Origin of the sequence: Saccharicrinis sp. GN24d3, from assembly GCF_052400645.1 — a bacterium.
Lineage (GTDB): Bacteria > Bacteroidota > Bacteroidia > Bacteroidales > Marinilabiliaceae > Saccharicrinis.
Genome location: NZ_JBQTGI010000014.1, coordinates 22,787 through 40,001, shown reverse-complemented (window position 1 = coordinate 40,001; position 17,215 = coordinate 22,787). Strand labels below are relative to the sequence as shown.

At 39.4% G+C, this 17,215-nt stretch carries 9 protein-coding genes; all 9 read left to right on the top strand.

Going from position 1 to position 17,215, the window contains the following annotated elements; translation table 11 throughout:
• The first annotated feature begins 54 nt into the window (after window positions 1-54).
• Window positions 55-1,971, top strand: a complete 1,917-nt coding sequence (locus ACT29I_RS16765) for an alkaline phosphatase D family protein (protein WP_430935878.1) — start codon at window positions 55-57, stop codon at window positions 1,969-1,971.
• Between the two features lie 164 nt (window positions 1,972-2,135).
• The gene (locus ACT29I_RS16760) at window positions 2,136-5,153 is read left to right on the top strand and encodes a SusC/RagA family TonB-linked outer membrane protein (protein ID WP_430935876.1); all 3,018 of its coding nucleotides are present in this window, start codon (window positions 2,136-2,138) and stop codon (window positions 5,151-5,153) included.
• A gap of 40 nt (window positions 5,154-5,193) precedes the next feature.
• Window positions 5,194-6,615 carry a RagB/SusD family nutrient uptake outer membrane protein gene (locus tag ACT29I_RS16755; protein WP_444793971.1) on the top strand — a complete coding sequence of 474 codons (1,422 nt, stop codon included), beginning with the start codon at window positions 5,194-5,196 and terminating at the stop codon, window positions 6,613-6,615.
• Between the two features lie 238 nt (window positions 6,616-6,853).
• Window positions 6,854-7,510, top strand: a complete 657-nt coding sequence (locus ACT29I_RS16750) for a helix-turn-helix transcriptional regulator (protein WP_430935872.1) — start codon at window positions 6,854-6,856, stop codon at window positions 7,508-7,510.
• A gap of 20 nt (window positions 7,511-7,530) precedes the next feature.
• A complete protein-coding gene (locus tag ACT29I_RS16745) occupies window positions 7,531-9,045 on the top strand; it encodes an alpha/beta hydrolase (RefSeq protein ID WP_444793970.1) in 1,515 nt (504 codons plus the stop codon).
• A 183-nt stretch (window positions 9,046-9,228) separates the two neighbouring features.
• Window positions 9,229-10,752, top strand: a complete 1,524-nt coding sequence (locus ACT29I_RS16740) for an alpha/beta fold hydrolase (protein ID WP_444793969.1) — start codon at window positions 9,229-9,231, stop codon at window positions 10,750-10,752.
• 47 nt (window positions 10,753-10,799) lie between these two features.
• On the top strand, window positions 10,800-12,329 hold the full coding sequence (locus tag ACT29I_RS16735; protein WP_430935866.1) for an alpha/beta hydrolase: 1,530 nt from the start codon (window positions 10,800-10,802) through the stop codon (window positions 12,327-12,329).
• A gap of 92 nt (window positions 12,330-12,421) precedes the next feature.
• A complete protein-coding gene (locus ACT29I_RS16730; protein ID WP_444793968.1) occupies window positions 12,422-15,520 on the top strand; it encodes a WD40/YVTN/BNR-like repeat-containing protein in 3,099 nt (1,032 codons plus the stop codon).
• 12 nt (window positions 15,521-15,532) lie between these two features.
• Window positions 15,533-17,107 (top strand): sulfatase, encoded by a 1,575-nt coding sequence (locus ACT29I_RS16725; protein ID WP_430935863.1) that lies wholly within the window; start codon window positions 15,533-15,535, stop codon window positions 17,105-17,107.
• Window positions 17,108-17,215: the final 108 nt, after the last annotated feature.

The following is a 17,215-nucleotide window of genomic DNA, read 5'->3' as shown; positions in this document are numbered from 1 at the left end:
TAATTTTAAATATTGTCGATTATAAAATAAGCTATTAATATAATACCATTTAAAATGAAGGAGAGAAATGAAAATCAAGCAGTCTATAAACCATCTGGTTTATTAATAAAAAGTTCAAAATTATCCAGTGTGCTTTTGGTTGTATTTATGTTGTTAGGTATGTATATAAATGCACAGGATGTAGCACGTTTTTCTCACGGACCCATGTTGGGACGTTTGGGCTCTCACGAAATTGGAATTTGGGCGCGTACTTTTAAACCTGGAACATTTTGGGTACGTTATGGTGTTAATCCGGAAAATTTAGATCAATTATCTGATCCGGTTACTACTAGTATTGATCATGATAATACAGGGGTGGTTTATATTAAGGACTTGAAAGCAGGGACTAAATATTATTATGCGTTAACGGTACAAGGAGGAACAGCTACAATGTTAACTCGTAAAGGGTCATTTAAAACGCTTCCTGATTCGGACGAATTGAAAGATACAAAAGTCAATCCTGATGGTTTGTTTAATTTTAGTTTTGAATATGCTTGCGGAAACAGTCAGAGTACAAATGGTTTAGGTACAACGTTACCAACGTTTCGTACCATGATCGACCAAATTAAAGACAAAATACATTTTGCCATTTTAAATGGTGACTGGTTATATGAAAATAAGCGCGATTATTCGGTTGAAAGCTGGAAGGAACAAGTAGGTATAGAGGCTGACGAAATTCCAGAGGTTGTAAACAAAACACCAAAAATTGTAGGTGTTTGGGAAAATTATAAAAGTTATCTTGAGCGTGGACACAATTTGGTTGAATGGCATAAACATGTTCCTTCTTTTTATACGATTGACGATCATGAAATTTATGATAATACCTATGGTGCCGGAGAAATTGGTCGCGTAAATCACAAAGCGGTGTACCGCGATGTTGCAGTGCAGGCCTGGCACGATTATTTAGCTTGGAGTAACCCAACCGAATTTACACAAGGTATACATTTGGGAAAAGCAAAGATTAAAGCAAATAGTGATATTTTAACTGATACAGAGGCTGATTTTACAAAACTTGATCTTGCTCAGTCAGCAACACTTCACATTCACTGGGGAGGACCTTATGATGGAATGAGAAGGATACCTGAAGGTACTAAGCCTGGTAATCCAAATAGCGGTGTATATAAAATAGTAGAAGTAATTGATGCACATCATGTGCGTGTTTTTCCAACGCCAAAAAAGAATGGTAAACCTGTTTATTCTATCGGACGACGTAATTATGGAAAAATGTCTGTTAGTAATTCTGATATTTTTATACTGGATGTGCGCTCTCACCAAGATATGCACGATACAAGTAATCCATATAAAAAAGGACTTTCAATTTTAGGTAAGGAACAAAAAGCTTGGTTGAAAGAAGAGATGAAAAACAGCGATGCAGAGTTTTTCTTCCTTGTATCATCGGTTAATTTTACCATTCCACACGAAGGAGGAACAGGTGGAAATACTGCTGATGGAAAAGCCAAAGGACAAACAGGACGTGATGATGCTTGGACAAGTTATATTGAGGAGCGAAAGGAAATGGTTGATTTCTGGGAGTCTTTAGGAAAACCTGTTTTCGTGCTTACTGGTGATTTGCACAATAGTTTTGCTGTTAAAGTTAGCGACAATGTTTGGGAATTCGCCTCAGGCCCACACAATTCTAGAAATCATGCACTAGGTGCCGAAGGTAATCGCCCTGTGAATGGTAAGTTTAATTCACGCGGAAGAGAAGTTGATATTCGTTGGTCGACGGCAATATTAAACGATGTGCCAAACGGATTACGTTACACGCCAAGTTATTGCGTTGTTCAAATAAACAATGTGTTTAACAACCCGATAGAAGAGGGCAAAGACAGGTGGGTAGCTTTTCCAAGACCTCAGGTAATATTTCAGTACTTTAATGGATTAACTGGAGACTTGTTGTATTCGGAAACAATCCAAGGTAGCGACAAATAACTGTTTTAGGTTTAACGCTTTGATATAATAGCATATACAGTGCTATAATGGGAGAATTACACCTATGAATTAAGTAATTAACGTGCTTGTAACTATATACTTTATTATAAAGTAGGCCGTTAAAAGTAAGCTCAGAATATAAACCCATTTTAATACTTATATTTATGAAACAGAAATTATTATTTTCTTTAATGTTGTTTCTTGGAACGCAAATAATATTTGCACAGGGAATAGTAATAAAAGGAACTGTTAGCGGTGCCGACGATGGATTAACAATTCCGGGAGTGAGTGTCGTTGTAAAAGGAACAACTAATGGCGTAACAACTGATTTTGATGGCATGTATCAGATTAATGTCCCGGGAGAAGATGCTATCCTGGAATACTCGTTTGTAGGATATAAAACCCAAACCGTTGTTGTGGGTAAAAAATCTACAATTGACATTGTGTTGAAATCTGATCTTGTTGGACTTGATGAAGTTGTAGTTATAGGTTACGGTGTTTCTTCCAAAGAGGCTTTAACCGGAGCTGTGGAAGTGGTAGGTTCAGAAAGCCTGAAGATGCTTCCTAGTGCCACTCTTGAAAATGCATTACAGGGTGGAGTAACCGGGCTTATGATGAGTAACGGGGATGGTCAGCCTGGAGCTGCCAGTTCGATCAATATCCGGGGTATTGGCTCAATTAATGCTTCTAGTGAACCTTTGTATGTAATTGACGGAATTCCTGTTCAATCACACAACCTTTCACCAACGGACTATTCAAACGGTGGAATAAGTTCTACTGTCATGTCTACTCTAAATCCGAATGATGTTCAGAGTATCACTGTTCTAAAGGATGCATCGGCAACAGCAATCTACGGTTCTCGTGGTGCTAACGGTGTAATTATTATTACCACCAAAAATGGTGGATCAGGAAAAGCCAAAATCAATTTCAGTGCGCAGGTTGGTGTCTCCGACAATGCTTATGATAATATTAACAAAAGTTTGAATGCAGCACAGTATAAGGAGTTGTTTATTGAAGGCTGGGTGAACACGGGAGATTATACAGAAGCAACTGCCACCGAATTGTTTTACGATTATTACCCAGCTGACATATATAATGCCGATACCAATTGGATGGATGAGATTTATAATCCAGGAGTTACGCAGCAATACAGCTTAGATGCCAGTGGCGGTAATGATAAAATTAGATACTTTGCCTCGCTTGGGTATTATGACCAGGAGGGTGTGATTTTAGGTACTGATTTTCAACGATATTCGTCTCGCTTAAATTTGACAGCTGATTTAAATGAAAAGCTTACAATAACCAATAATATTACATTAGGGCATACTGTATCTAACGGTTCAGAGGATAGAACTGCGTGGAATAACCCTATGCATAACGGATATATGGCGCCGCCTGTAGTACCTATTTACGATGATTATGGTAATTATTTTGGTGACCACACTATTGTAGGGATGGACGGAAATAACCCTGTAGGTAACCAATTGTTCGATGAAAGATGGCAGAAGCAAACGCGTATTCTCGATAATTTTAGTGCAAGTTATAAGATAACAGACGCATTAACCTTTAAAACTGCTTGGAGTATTGATTATATCAATGTTAACGAATTTAAGTGGAAGAACCCTGATTGGGGAAGCTTTAAGGACGTGAGTGGTCGAGGAGAAGAAGGAACAGCTAATAGTTTGAATTGGATTGGTACACAGACTGTTAATTATAATAAAATTTTTGGGGAAAACCATTCCTTTGATGTGTTGGCCGGTTATGAATCTCAAAAATATGATATGAGATCATTGTATGCTGTAGCCGAAGGGTATGCAAACTCAAAACTTAAAACACTTGCCAACGCAGCAAACCCTATTGTAAGCTCAAGTTCTGGAACAGGGTACAGTTTTCTTTCCGCATTCTCAAGGTTTTCTTATAATTATAAGAGTAAGTATTATGCAACTGCCAGTTATCGTCGTGATGGTTCTTCTCGTTTCGGTGAGGATAATCGTTGGGGTAATTTCTGGTCTGTTGGTGGTTCATGGTATTTAAGCAGGGAAAATTTCATGAAAGATATTTCCTGGGTGAATAACCTGAAACTTAGAGCTTCTTATGGTATAACGGGTAATGCAAGTATTGGAAACTTCCAATCCCTCTCGCTTTATGGGTATGATTATGAATACGACGGAACTGCAGGTTCTGCTCCATCTAACGTGGGTAATCCTGAATTAACCTGGGAAACACAGGGAACATTAGATTTGGGTATGGATTTGAGCGTGTTTGACCGTGTAAATACAACAGTAACCTATTTCCGTAGAGAAAATACAGATCTATTATTGGAGAAACCACTTTCTACCACCACAGGATTTTCTGAAACCATGCAGAATGTTGGGGATATGCTGAACCGTGGATGGGAGTTTGAAGCAAATGCAGCCATCATCAAGGGTGAAGATCTTACCTGGGATTTAGGTGTGAATATGACCTTTGTTAAAAATGAAGTAACAAAACTTGACGAAGATATCGCTAATACAGCTTACTTACACTCTGAAGGACATGACTATAACGAGTTCTACTTGATACATTGGGCTGGTGTAAATCCGCAGACCGGAGCAGCACAATGGTATACGGATGAAACAAAAACCACAATTACAGAAAATAGAAAAGAAGCTAGTAGAGTACATACCGGCTATTCGGGTACACCTTCTTGCTTTGGAGGATTGAACACAAGTGTAAGTTATAAAGGGTTTAACCTTAGCGCCCAGCTGGTTTTTGTATGGGATAAATATCTATTCGATAACCAGGCTAAGGGTGTTGAAAGTGATGGACAACGTGCACCAAGGAGTACAAATTTATATGCATTTGAGAATAGATGGACTACTCCTGGAGAAGAATCTGAACTTCCTATATTTGTCTGGGGTAATAGTTCAAACAGTAACTATAGATACAGTACTCGTTATTTGTATGATGCAACTTATGCGCGATTGAGAGATGTGACCTTGTCATATACTTTTAGTCCTTCAGTTGTCAAGCGCTTGAAAATGTCTTCTCTTTCTGTATTTGCAAAAGCCAATAATTATTTTACCTGGGTAAGGGATCACGATAATCTTAGAATTGATCCAGAGGCAGGCCAAAATGGCTATGTAAACGGAACTGTACCAAAAAATAAGTCAATAACCATTGGTGTAAACATAGGGTTGTAAGTTAACAGTTTTAGTTTGATAACGATTAATATACAGAATTATGAAAACGAATATATATAAATTAAAAACGTCGGGGAAGTTGTTCCTATCACTAACATTGATCTTATTTACTATTGTATCATGTTCAGAGAGTTTCCTTGAGATTGATCCTCAGCAAGATGTTTCAATGAGTGAGGCCTTAACAACAGAATCTGACTTTGCAACCGCCATTATAGGTTGTTACGACGGACTTCAGGATAGATCCTCTTATGGAAAATTCTTTATAGCTGTTGCTGATGTAATGAGCGATGATGTTAAAGCCGGTTTAGTAACCAACCGTATATACGATTGGCATTCATACTCAGGTTCTTCCGCTGACTTTACTGATCTGGCTGATGATATCTGGGCTAACTATTACCGAATAATAGATCGTGCTAATCGAATATTGGAAGCGGGTTCAGGCCTGGATGTTGATGAATTTTATGGACAAGCTTATGCATTTAGAGCGCTTGCCCATTTTGATTTGGTACGAATTTACGGACAGCATTATACTTATAGCGATGATGCATCTCACCTTGGTGTACCCATCGTAACAACTGTTGATGTTTTAGCCGAGCCAGCACGAAATACTGTTGCTGAAGTATATGCGCAGGTAATTTCAGATTTTGAAACTGCTTTGACACTGATCGGCGACGATGCAAACTCGTTTTATTTCTCACAGAATGTAGTTAAAGCACTGTTGTCAAGAGTCTATCTTTATAAGGAGGATTGGGAGAATGCTGAAGCAATGGCCAATGAAGTAATTGAATCGGGCGATTATAGCCTTGTAGAAGGTGAAAGTTATTCGAGCATTTTTTCAGGTGATCATAGTTCAGAGACTATTTTTGAAGTGGATATGACTGTGGTTGATAATCTGGGAGCCGCAGGGCTTGCCGGAAATTATGTGATCAATGGTTACAATGAGTTTCTTCCTACCACGGATTTAATGAATGCATATGAGGATGGAGATGTTCGAAAAGAAAACAACTTCTTATATGATTCAACACTAGGTGGCGGTTTGTATGGAAACTACCGGGCCGATAAGTTCAAAGACATATTAGGATATGAGAATACACCGATCATAAGGCTTTCAGAATTATATTTGATCAGGGCAGAAGCTGCTTACCATCTTAATACGCCAGCTTTTATAGCAGAGGCTCAGTCGGATGTAACAACCATACGAAAAAGAGGTTTATCGACTGCAGATGCCGTTACGTCAACAGGACAAGAACTTTTGGAGGAGATCCTTCTTGAAAGACGCAGGGAATTGTGTTATGAAGGACATAGGTTATGGGATTTAACAAGGAATAAACTAGGAGTGTACAGAGATGATTGTACTACTACGGCATGTTCAATTGATTATCCTAATGATGGATTTATTCTTGCCATAGGCGAAGATGAAATGGAAGTTAACGAAAATATGATTCAAAATTCAGGATATTAGGTTTTAGTAAATAGATTGTGTAGAAAGCAGGTTCCACTCATGTGGGGCTTGCTTTTAATTCAACATTTAAGCCAGGTTCAATGTAATTATTCTCTTAAGTTGTACATAGTTTCTATCTTTAACACTTTTCTTAAAAAGAAAGCATGATAAAATGATTTGTAATTAAAATATTGAATTTTGATTGGAAAGATTACAACATGCTTAAACTTAATTTATTATAAAACAGACATCCAGAATCATGACAGTACAAGAAATATCTCCCTCTTTAAGACCTTATGTGCCAATTGCAAACATGATTGGGTCGAGTTTTGGTCAAAATTGCGAAGTCATTTTGCATGATTTGTCTATTCCTCAAAACTCAGTGGTTTACGTGGTTAACGGACATGTTACCGGACGTGAAATAGGAGAGCCTTTCGATCATCTTTTGAGTATCGTTTTATCATCGAAGAATTTTAAAGATGATTACCTTTCTAATTATGAAACAACGACAGAGGATGGTAGGAAAATTAAAGCTTCAACCGCATTTATCAGAGACAGAAAAAACTTTGTTATCGGGGCTTTATGTATTAACTATGATATTTCATTGGTTGATTCCATTCAAACTTTTATCAATGATTTTAAATTAGCCCCGGCAATTACTGAGAGTGAACCCAAACCAAACAGTTACGAAGGTGTTATCGAAACAACCAACCAATTAATAAAAAGAATAATAGGAAATGCAGACATTAAGAGTTTGAAGAGAAAAGGTAAAATTTCGCTTATTCAGTTTATGGAACAAAAAGGTGTTTTCCTGATAAAAGGTTCTATTGACACGGTTGCTGAATTAATGAATATCTCAAAAGTTACTGTTTACAGCTATCTCGACGAAGTAAAAAAAGAGAAAGCAAAAGTATAAATCAAAAAAGAATTAATAAGATGAAAAAGCACATAATGCTTTTGATGTTAATACTTGGTATTGGCAGCATTGCACATGCACAAAAAACATCATTTCATACCGCTGCGGCAAAAGCACCAGAGGCTGGTAGCATGTTTATTTTTCCTGAAAGAATTCTTTTAGAAAATGGTGGTTTTTTAAATGCCGAACGAGCTACTATGTTTGTTCCTTTAAACCGTTCAGAAGAAAACAGCGATGTTATTTCTCTGGACGTTTATCGTTTTAAAGCTACCGAAAAAGCAGACCCAAATACGCCTCCAATTTTTTATCTTTTTGGAGGGCCTCGTTTTGGTGGCCTTGAAGAGCAACTTGAAGTATTAGGATATTTCGAGCAAACCTGGCAATTTATGACCAATGTTGCCGATGTGGTAGTGGTTAGTCAACGCGGAATTGGACCATCGAAACCAACTACATTAATTGAAAATACCAGAAATGCACAACCTACCGATGTTGCTTTTAACGACGAAGCTGCAGTTAAAGACTACCAGGCTTTGCTTACAAGCGAGCGTAATGTTTGGGAAAATTTAGGTGTCGACTTAAAAGGTTTTACGGTGGTAGAAGCGGCCGAAGATGTGAACGATGTACGTAAAGCACTGGGCTACGACAAAATTACCCTTTGGGGCGGAAGTTTTGGTTCGCACTGGGGAATGTCGCTTATGCGTATGCACCCCGAAATTATTGAACGCGCCATTTTACGAGGACTCGAAGGTCCTGATCATACTTACGACCATCCGGGGCATACCTGGAATGTGTACAAACGCATGGCAGAAGAAGCTGAAAGTTCAGAAGAATTAAAAGGACTAATTCCTGAAGGTGGACTAATCGCTGCCGTTGAAACCATTGTAAAAAGATTAAACGAAAATCCTGTTACCGTAGAGTTGGAAAACCCGGTAACTAAAAAAATGCAAAAGGTATTATTTGACGGTCACACCGTGAAACAACTTACGAGAGGTTATTCGGGTAGCCTGGAAGCTTGGCCTGCTGATATTATTACCATGTACAATGGCGACTTTACAAAGGCTGCACAAAAGATTATTAGACGATGGAATGACCAGGGCAAAACCTATAAAACAGCCAGTTACTTTATGCTCGATTGCGGCTCGGGTATTACGCCCGAACGCTCGGCAGAACATTTGGCCGACCCGGCTACTGAACTTATTGAAACAGCCTGGGGATATAGAAATGGTTGCCCATGTTGGGATAGCGATTTAGGTAATGAATTCCGTCAGAATTTCGAATGTGAAATTCCTACCGTAATGGTTCAGGGAACCTGGGACAGAAGTACTCCTTACGAAAATGCATTGGAGTTGGCTCCGTATTTCAAAAACTTGAAATTTGTACACTTAAAACGCGGACCCCACGGTGCTATTAAAGCTGCATTGAAGGAGTTACCCGAATTTAAAAAGGCAATTTTAAAATTTGCTGCTTCGGGCGACGATTCAGACCTTGAAGATAATTTGGAACTGAGCCCTTTAAAATGGGTAGTTCCTGAGTAATTGAAAATATCATAATTAGCAAAGAAGATTTTATTCTCTCTAAGAACAAATCTTGAACAGATTCTTATTTAAGATATTCTATAAGATACTGTTGGGCTTAGCTCTTCTTTGCTATTTGCTTTAAGGGCAAAGAATGAGGGTTCTTATTGCCCAAATTTTGTTTTAAATAACCAACAACAAAAAATGATTTCAAAAAAGTTATTGACTTTTATAGGGCTGATTTTCTGTATTAGCTCTGCAACAATTGCTCAAAATACAAGTTTTCATACCGCAAAAGCGTCTGCTCCTGAGGCCGGAAGTATGTTTATCTTTCCCGAAAGAATTCTTTTAAAAGATGGTAGTTTTTATAATGCCGAACGTGCTACCATGTTTGTACCAATGAATCGTTCAGTAGAAAACAGCGATGTTATTTCCTTGGATGTGTACCGATTTAAGGCTTCTGAAAAGGCCAATCCAAATACTCCTCCCATATTTTTCCTTCATGGAGGTCCTGCTTTCCAGGGACTTGAGTCGGCATTTAAAGAATTGGGTACTTTCGAAAAATATTGGCAATTTATGACCGATGTAGCTGATGTTGTTGTGGTTAGTCAGCGTGGAATTGGGACGTCGAAACCAACAACTATAATTGATAGCAGAAAATCGAAAATGCCATTAGATGAAGCCTATAATGAAGAGGCTGCTGTGGAAGAATTACAGAACCGTCTTTCTAAAGAAAAAGAAGTTTGGGAAAATCTTGGCGTTGATTTAAAAGGGTTTACGGTGCTGGAAGCTGCAGAAGATGTAAACGATGTTAGAAAAGCTCTGGGGTACGATAAGATTACCATTTGGGGTGGAAGTTTTGGTTCGCATTGGGGGATGACACTTATGCGTCAATATCCTGAAATTATTGAACGCGCCATCTTAAGAGGGATGGAAGGAGTTGACCACACTTACGATCATCCGGGGCATACCTGGAATGCCTACAAAAGAATAGCCGAAGAAGCCGAAAATTCGGAAGAATTAAAGGGATTAATTCCTGAAGGCGGGTTAATTGCCGCTGCTGAAACTATTGTGAAAAGGTTAAGCAAAAAACCGGTTACAGTTGAGGTTGAGAATTCGTACACCGGAAAAACGGAGAAGGTTTTAATGGATGGACATTGGGCCAAACAGTTTACCCGTGGGTACACCGGAAAACAGGAAGCTACCTGGCCGGCAGATATTATAACCATGTACAATGGCGATTTTACAAAAGCTGCATTAAAAGTTATTGAGAATACTTACGCTTTACGATCACGTCCATTAACAGCCAGTTACTATATGCTCGATTGTGGCTCAGGAATTACGCCCGAACGATTAAAAGAGCATTTGGCCGATCCGGCAACAGAAGTTATCGAATACGAATGGGATTACAGAAAGGCTTGCCCATGTTGGGATAGCGATTTAGGTGATGAATTCCGTACGAATTTTGAAACCGAAATTCCAACAGTAATTGTTCAGGGAACCTGGGACAGAAGTACACCCTACGAAAATGCGCTGGAACTGATACCATATTTCAAGAATCTGAAATTTGTTCATTTAAAACGTGGACCACACGGTGCCATAAGGGCTGCTTATTTGTATTCGGCCGAATTCAAAAAGGCCCTTTTAAAATTCGCGGAATGTGGCGATAATTCAGATTTAAAAGACCATATGGAATTGCCACAAGTAAAATGGGTGGTGCCAGAGTAATAGATATTTGTTCACGTAAAGAAGCACAGAATTAAAAAAAATCAATCATGATTTCAAAAAAAATAGCACTATTAATTGCCTTGGTATTTTGTATTGGAGCTATAAGTAAAGCTCAAAATATTAGTATGCACACTGCAGTAGCACCTGCACCTAAGGCGGGTACAATGTTTATTTATCCGGAAAGAATGTTGTTGCCTAGCGGCGAATTGCTTTCTGCAGAAAGAGCAAGCATGTTTGTTCCTTTAAACCGTTCAAAAGCAAATACCGATGTTATTGCGCTTGACGTTTATCGTTTCGCACGTAACGAAAAAGCGAATCCCGAAACGCCACCAATCTTCTTTCTTCATGGTGGCCCAAGTTTTCAAGGGGTGCCATCGCGGGTAACGTCGCTGGATGTTTTTCAGAAAAAATATGGCTACCTGCTGGATGTGGCCGATGTTGTGATTGTAAGTCAACGCGGAATTGGTACTTCAATGCCAAAAACCCTTGTAAATAAAAACGATTACAAAACAGCGCCAGACGAAGCGTACAACGAGGAGAAAGCGGTTGCACACTTGAAAGAACTGCTTACAAAAGAACGTCAGGTTTGGGAAGAATATGGAGTTGACTTGAAAGGATTTACCGTATTGGAAGCAGCCGAAGATGTTAATGATGTGCGTAAAGCCTTGGGCTACGATAAAATTTCGCTTGTGGGCGGAAGTTTTGGTTCGCACTGGGGGTTTACTCTAATGCGTAAACATCCGGAAATAATTTCGCGTGTTGTGTTTACAGGTTGCGAAGGTCCTGACCACACTTACGATGATCCGGGGCATGCATGGAATGTTTTTGAAAGAATGGCCGAAGAAGCTGAAGAAGCCGAAGAATTGGAAGGCTTAATTCCTGATGGTGGTTTAGTTGCTGCTGTAAAAACAATCATCAAGCGTGCAAAAGAAAAACCTTTTACCGTAGAAGTAACAAATCCGGCTACTAATAAAGTTCAAAAAGTACTTATTGATGAGCACGTGGCTAAAAAATTAGTGAGAGGTTATTCAAACGACTATACAGCATGGCCGGCAGATATTATCAAACTCTATAATGGAGAATTTGAAGATGCTGCCAAATCAATAGTAGATAGATACAACAACGGAACCGCAAAATACAGAACGGCCAGTTACTATATGCTCGATTGTGGATCGGGAATTACCCCTGAGCGATTAGCCAAACAATTGGCCGACCCTGCCAATGAAATTTTGGGCCAAATGAATTGGAATTACATTAAGGGATGTGATTGCTGGGACAGCGATTTGGGGAACGATTTCCGCCAAAACTTTGAGTCTGAAATTCCAATTGTTATAATTCAGGGAACCTGGGACAGAAGTACTCCATTGGAAAATGCGGAAGAGCTGGTTCCTTACTTTAAAAATGCAACGTTTATTCCTTTAAAAAGAGGACCACATGGTTCGTTGGGAGCCGGAATGCAGGCTTCAAAAGAATTTAAGCAGGAACTTTTAAAGTTTCTGGAAACCGGCGATGCGTCCGGAATAGATACCGATATGGAGCTTCCTCCTGTAAAATGGAAAGTGCCCGAATTAAAGTAGGTTTTTTGAGAAAAATAGAATGTCTAATTTTCATAGATTAGTTATTAATAATTAAACAACGCCTTAGTATGAAAAGTACAAATATTCCAAGTATGAATACGATTCTAAAGGCTACTCACAAAATGAGTGGAATACTTTTTTTACTCATTTTACTTTTTGTAGCACAGTCTTTAAATGCCCAAAACACAAACGAAATAAATCCTGATTTACTTGAAAATCTGCAATGGACCAATATAGGGCCAAAACGTGGAGGTAGATCCATTGCTGCGGCAGGTAGTTCGGCAAGACCAAATGAATATTATTTTGGAGCTACGGGTGGTGGTTTGTGGAAAACCGTTGACGGTGGAAACAGCTGGAACCCGGTAACCGATGGGAAAATCAATAGTTCTTCTGTTGGTGCTGTGGCAGTTGCGCAGTCTAATCCCGACATTGTATATATGGGAATGGGTGAAGCGCAGTTGCGCCAAAATGTATTGCAGGGAGATGGTATTTATCGCTCTTCCGATGGCGGAGATACCTGGAAACATCTTGGGTTGTCAGAAACACAAGCTATTAGCCGTGTTCGTATTCATCCTACAGATCCTAATCGTGTTTATGTTGCGGCTCTTGGTCATACATTTGGACAAAATAGCGAAAGAGGTATCTACAGAACCAAAGATGGTGGTGAATCATGGGAGAAAGTACTTTTTAAAGATGATAAAACAGGTGCCATTGATTTGTCAATGGATCCTAATGATCCGGATGTTTTATATGCAACCCTTTGGGAGGTATACAGGAAGCCTTACATACTTTGGAGTGGTGGTGAAGGTTCAGGTCTTTATAAGTCCGTTGATGGAGGAGATACCTGGACAGAACTTACCGGAAATCAGGGTTTGCCAAAAGGTATCTGGGGAAAAAGTACGGTTTCTGTTTCTGGTGCCGATTCTAAAAGAGTGTATGTGAATGTGGAAGCTGAGAACGGTGGATTGTATCGATCAGACGATGGTGGAGAAACTTTTGAGCTAATTAATAACCACAGGGATTTGTGGCAACGTGCTTTCTACTTTCTTCGTATTCAGGCCGACCCTGTTGATCGTGATGTTGTTTATATTCTTAGCTTTAAATTGATTAAATCGGAAGATGGCGGAGAAACATTCCATTATTTACCTCCTAGTCATAACGATCATCATGACTTGTGGATCGATCCGAAAAATCCGAAAAGGATGATTAACGCCAATGATGGTGGAGCAGTAGTTTCTGTAACTGGCGGCCAAACCTGGACTCATTTTCGTTATGCTACCGCGCAAATATATCGATTGAGTGTTACCAACGACTTCCCGTATCATGTGGCTGGTGGTCAGCAGGATAATTCAACCGCAGTGGTTCCATCTGATGGAGGATATTTAAGAAATGAGAGAATTGCACCTGGCGAAATGATGTATGCAGCCGGAGGTGGTGAGAACGGTTATGTGGTACAACATCCGACTAAGCTCAATATTTTCTATTCAGGCAAAACTAACGCTTTAGATCGTTATGATAGAAATACCGGTCTGGTAACCGATGTGCAACCGTTCCCAAGAATTGTTATGGGAGAAGCGGCTAAAGTGATGCCAGAGCGCTGGAATTGGAATTATCCGATTGTTGTTTCGCCTGCCGAACCAGATGCTTTATTTGTTGGATCGCAGTATTTATGGAAATCGAATGATGAAGGTAAAACCTGGGCAAAAATCAGTCCCGATCTTACTCGTGCCGATGAAGCAACAATGGGTGATTCCGGCGGTCCGATTGTTTTCGATCAGGACGGTCCGGAAATTTACGCAACCATATACACCATTGAGCCTTCTCCACTAAAAAAAGATATTATTTGGGTAGGATCGGATGATGGATTTATTAACCTAACCCGCGATGGTGGAAAAACATGGTCGAATGTTACACCTGAGGATCTACTGAAAGACAGTAAAGTAAGCGGAATAAAAGCTTCACAACATAATCCGGCTGTAGCTTATGCAACAGCCCGTCGTTACGAAATGGACGATCGCGCCCCTTATGTTTGGAAAACCGAAGATTATGGTAAAAGCTGGAAAAAAATTGTTACAGGAATTCAAGCGAATGACTTTGGACATTCAATTACAGAAGATCCGATAAAAGAAGGCTTGGTTTATTTAGGTACAGAAAATGGGGTGTACGTCTCTTTCAATGGCGGTAACAACTGGCAAAGTTTATCGAATAACTTACCAATTACACCGGTAATGGGAATTGCCGTAAAACAAAACGACCTTGTCATTGCAACACATGGTCGTTCGTTCTGGAAAATGCAAAATATTGAACTGCTTCGTCAGGTTTCTGTGGCAAATATTAGCGATAAACCATTTCATTTGTTTAAGCCGGCAAAGGCCATCAGACGAGCTACTCCAGCAACTATCGACTTTTTTGTGAAGGAAAAGGATAGCCAGATAATACTTGACATAGTGGATGATAAAGGTAATATGGTGGTTCAGTTAGTGAATGAAAAAACTACTAATTCCGGAATGATCAGATTAAATTGGGACCTTCGCTACGAAGGTGCTACAACTTTTGCAAATATTATTCTGGAAGGTGGTAAGCCAGACAGGGGGCCATGGGCTACTCCAGGAACTTATTCGGCCCGGTTAACCGTAAATGGTAAAACACAAACCGAAAGTTTTGAAGTGGAAAAAGATCCGAGATTAACGGATGTTTCTGTTGAAGACATGAAAGAACAATTTGAACTTGCAATGAAAATTAGAACTTGTGAGAGTGCTGCCAATGAAGCTGTCATTCTTTATCGAAAAGTAAAAGCTGATGTTGAAAATATATTGGAATCATCTAATAGCAATAGCCTTCAGAAACAAGCTGGTTCATTCTTGACAAAAATCACTTTGGTTGCCGATAAGTTTTATCAGCTGAAAAATCAAAGTCCGAAAGACAAAATTGCGTTTCCTATTCGTTTAAATGACCGTTTAACCGGTTTGAGAAGCCATTTGGAAGTTGGTGACATGAAACCAACAGCTGCTTATTTAAATGTGTATGACGAGCTTGCTGCCGAATTAAAAATGCACCTTGATGAGCTGTATGAAGTATTGGACGCTGATATGTCAAAATTGAATAAAAAGCTAGTACAGTCTAAACTGGAACCTGTAAGTGCTGCTAAAAGCAAAAACATGATAAAGTTTGATGAACAGTATAATCAATAAAAAATAGGGATTATGAATCGAGGTAGATTCGTTTTAGCACTATCGCTCTTTCTTTTAGGAGTGGTAATGCTTTCCTCTTGTTCATCAAAAGAGGGAAAGTCGAAGAGTGTGGCGAAACAACCCAATATTCTATTTATTCCGGTTGACGATTTGCGTCCTGAAATTGGTGCTTACGGAAGCGATTTTATAAAAACGCCAAATATGGATCGATTGGCCAAACAGGGGGTTACCTTTATGCGCGCCTACTGTCAGCAATCGGTATGTAATCCATCAAGGGCTAGTTTAATGACTGGTCTTCGTCCGGATTCTCTTCGTATTTGGGATAACAAAACTCGCTTCAGAGATATGGTTCCCGATGTGCTTACTATTCCACAGTATTTTAAACAAAACGGTTATCAAACGGTGGGATTTGGGAAAGCTTTCCATAATAACGACCCTGACACTATTTCCTGGTCCGAAATTCCTGAAAATCTCGATGATTTTCCATTCGATCCGGATGCAGTGTATTTAACCGAAGAAAACCTTGAAATTCAACAAGCAAAAATTGAAGCATTAAAAGCAGCCGGAAAATCAAAGATTGACCAGTGTGGATTTTGGTATGTTAAGGCAAATGCCACTGAAATTGCCGATGTGGAAGACGACGCCTATTACGATGGGGCACAAACCACTCGCGCAATTGAGGTGATGGAACGATTGGCAAAACAGGATAAACCTTTTTTCCTTTCCGTAGGATATTACCGACCACACTTGCCTTTTAATGCACCTAAAAGATATTGGGATTTATACAATCGTGATGAAATTCCATTAGCCAAAAATCAATTTGTACCAGAAGGGACTCCTGCTTTTTTGGTTCATGGTGACTCTGAGCTTAGGAAAAGTTATACCGACTGCCAGGATCTTCCTTTGCCTATCGAAGAACCCTGGGATGCAGATCGTCAACGTGAAATTAAGCATGGTTATTATGCAAGTGTATCGTATACCGACGCCCAGATTGGCAGATTACTTGATGCCTTAGAACGTTTCGGCTTAAGTGAAAATACTATTGTCGTGCTTTTCGGAGACCATGGGTGGAAACTTGGAGAGCATAATGGTTGGGGTAAGAAAAGCAACTATGAAATCGACTGCCGTGTTCCCATGATTTTTAGTGGGGCAGGGGTGGATGCCAAAGGTAAGAAGTCGTATGCGCTTACAGAGCTAGTAGATATATATCCTACTTTATGCGATTTTTCCGGGCTTGACGTTCCTGAACATTTACAAGGAACAAGCATGGCTTCGTTGTTTTCCAATCCCGACCAGAAATGGGAACAGGTGGCTTTAAGCCAGTATTTGCTGGGGCGTGATCGACGTACAACAAATATAGACGAAGAACAAATGGGATATGCTATGCGTACTGATCGTTACCGCTATGTGGAATGGTACAAATGGATTGCACAAGACAGTACTAAGGGAGAATACTTACGTACCGAGTTGTACGACCATGAAATGGATACACAAGAGAACACAAATCTGGCTGAGGATCCAAAATATAAAGAAATGGTGAGTGCTCTTTCTGAACAACTTAAACAATTATATTTTAATAAAAGGTAAAAGTTGTTGTATACAGGTGCAAGGTTTTGTAATGCAAACAAATACAATTTAATATTTAATAAAGGCAAACTATTAGGGCAAGATATTGAGGGTTTTACAATTTTTATT